This window comes from Escherichia sp. AM3 (genome assembly GCF_032029835.1).
Taxonomy (GTDB): Bacteria; Pseudomonadota; Gammaproteobacteria; order Enterobacterales; family Enterobacteriaceae; genus Escherichia; species Escherichia coli.
The window spans coordinates 1-471 of sequence record NZ_JAVUPQ010000558.1 but is presented as its reverse complement, the minus strand read 5'-3'; the positions used below and the strand labels follow the sequence as shown (position 1 = coordinate 471).

Below are 471 nucleotides of genomic sequence, written 5' to 3'. Positions count from 1 at the left end.
CGGTGGAGCTGCATGACAAAGTCATCGGGCATTATCTGAACATAAAACACTATCAATAAGTTGGAGTCATTACCGTCAGATTTGGTTTTACCCACTTCCTGCAATACAGTGTGTAGTCGTAAGGGCTTAATGCTCTGAAGAATGTTTTGAAAACATTAGGCGCACTACTGGCCTGGTCAATAGGATATGGCAGTCTTAATTGTTTCGCTATGTCCGGCAATTTACTTGGATCGGGCGTAGGCGGTTTGTTGGGTCTCGCTCCATATCCGCCATTATTTAAGTGTCCATATTTTGATGCCAGTCCCATTGAATCTATATACTGAACCGGATTCAGCGGATACTGATAAAAATTCCATCCCCCCTTCAGCCCAATCGGATCCTGAGTGATATACCTCCCCTGCAGCGGGTCATAATAGCGGTGGCGGTTGTAATACAGGCCGGACTCCTCATCATACTGCTGCCCCGGCAGGC

General features: G+C 46.9%; 2 protein-coding genes. One reads left to right on the top strand and one right to left on the bottom strand.

The window, feature by feature from the left end; translation table 11 throughout:
- Positions 1-2 precede the first annotated feature (2 nt).
- Positions 3-59: an IS1 family transposase gene (locus tag RTW80_RS31805; RefSeq protein WP_003032489.1), complete on the top strand. Its 57-nt coding sequence runs from the start codon at positions 3-5 to the stop codon at positions 57-59.
- Here the strand turns inward: RTW80_RS31805 and RTW80_RS27210 are convergent.
- A partial coding sequence (locus RTW80_RS27210) for an RHS repeat-associated core domain-containing protein (RefSeq protein ID WP_409415322.1) occupies positions 53-471 on the bottom strand: 419 nt, incomplete at its 5' end. The genes RTW80_RS31805 and RTW80_RS27210 overlap by 7 nt on opposite strands.